Source organism: Pseudonocardia sp. EV170527-09 (assembly GCF_008369905.1).
Lineage (GTDB): Bacteria > Actinomycetota > Actinomycetes > Mycobacteriales > Pseudonocardiaceae > Pseudonocardia.
In genome coordinates, this window is the sequence record NZ_VRMC01000326.1 from 1 (window position 1) to 505 (window position 505).

Annotated in this window: 1 pseudogene; it reads left to right on the plus strand. The window is 71.3% G+C overall.

Going from position 1 to position 505, the window contains the following annotated elements:
• Positions 1-505, plus strand: a pseudogene (locus tag FVA95_RS31860) (IS21 family transposase); the annotation flags it as partial.

Consider the following 505-nt stretch of genomic DNA (forward strand, 5'->3'; position numbering starts at 1 on the left):
AACAGAGCCCGCACCTGCGGCTCGACCGCATCAGCCAGCGAACCCCGCGGGCCCACCGCGGCGGGAACGGGGCCCGCGGGGTTCGCTGGCTGATGCGGTCGAGCCGCAGGTGCGGGCTCTGTTGGCGCAGTTCCCGCGGATGCCGGCCACGGTGATCGCCGAGCGGATCGGGTGGGCGCACTCGCTGACCGTGCTCAAGGACCGGATCCGCCAGATCCGCCCGGAGTATCTGGGGGTCGACCCGGTCGACCGGGTCGTCTATGCACCGGGCGAGATCGCCCAGTGTGACCTGTGGTTCCCCGAGACCACGATCCCCGTCGGGGCCGGTCAGGAGCGAGTTCTGCCGGTGCTGGTGATGACGCTGGGCTACTCGCGGTTCCTGTCCGCGACGATGATCCCCTCACGCCAGGCCGGGGACATCCTGTCCGGGATGTGGCAGCTGATCAGCGACGTCGGGCGGGTCACCCGCACCCTGGTCTGGGACCGGGAGTCCGCGATCGGCGGG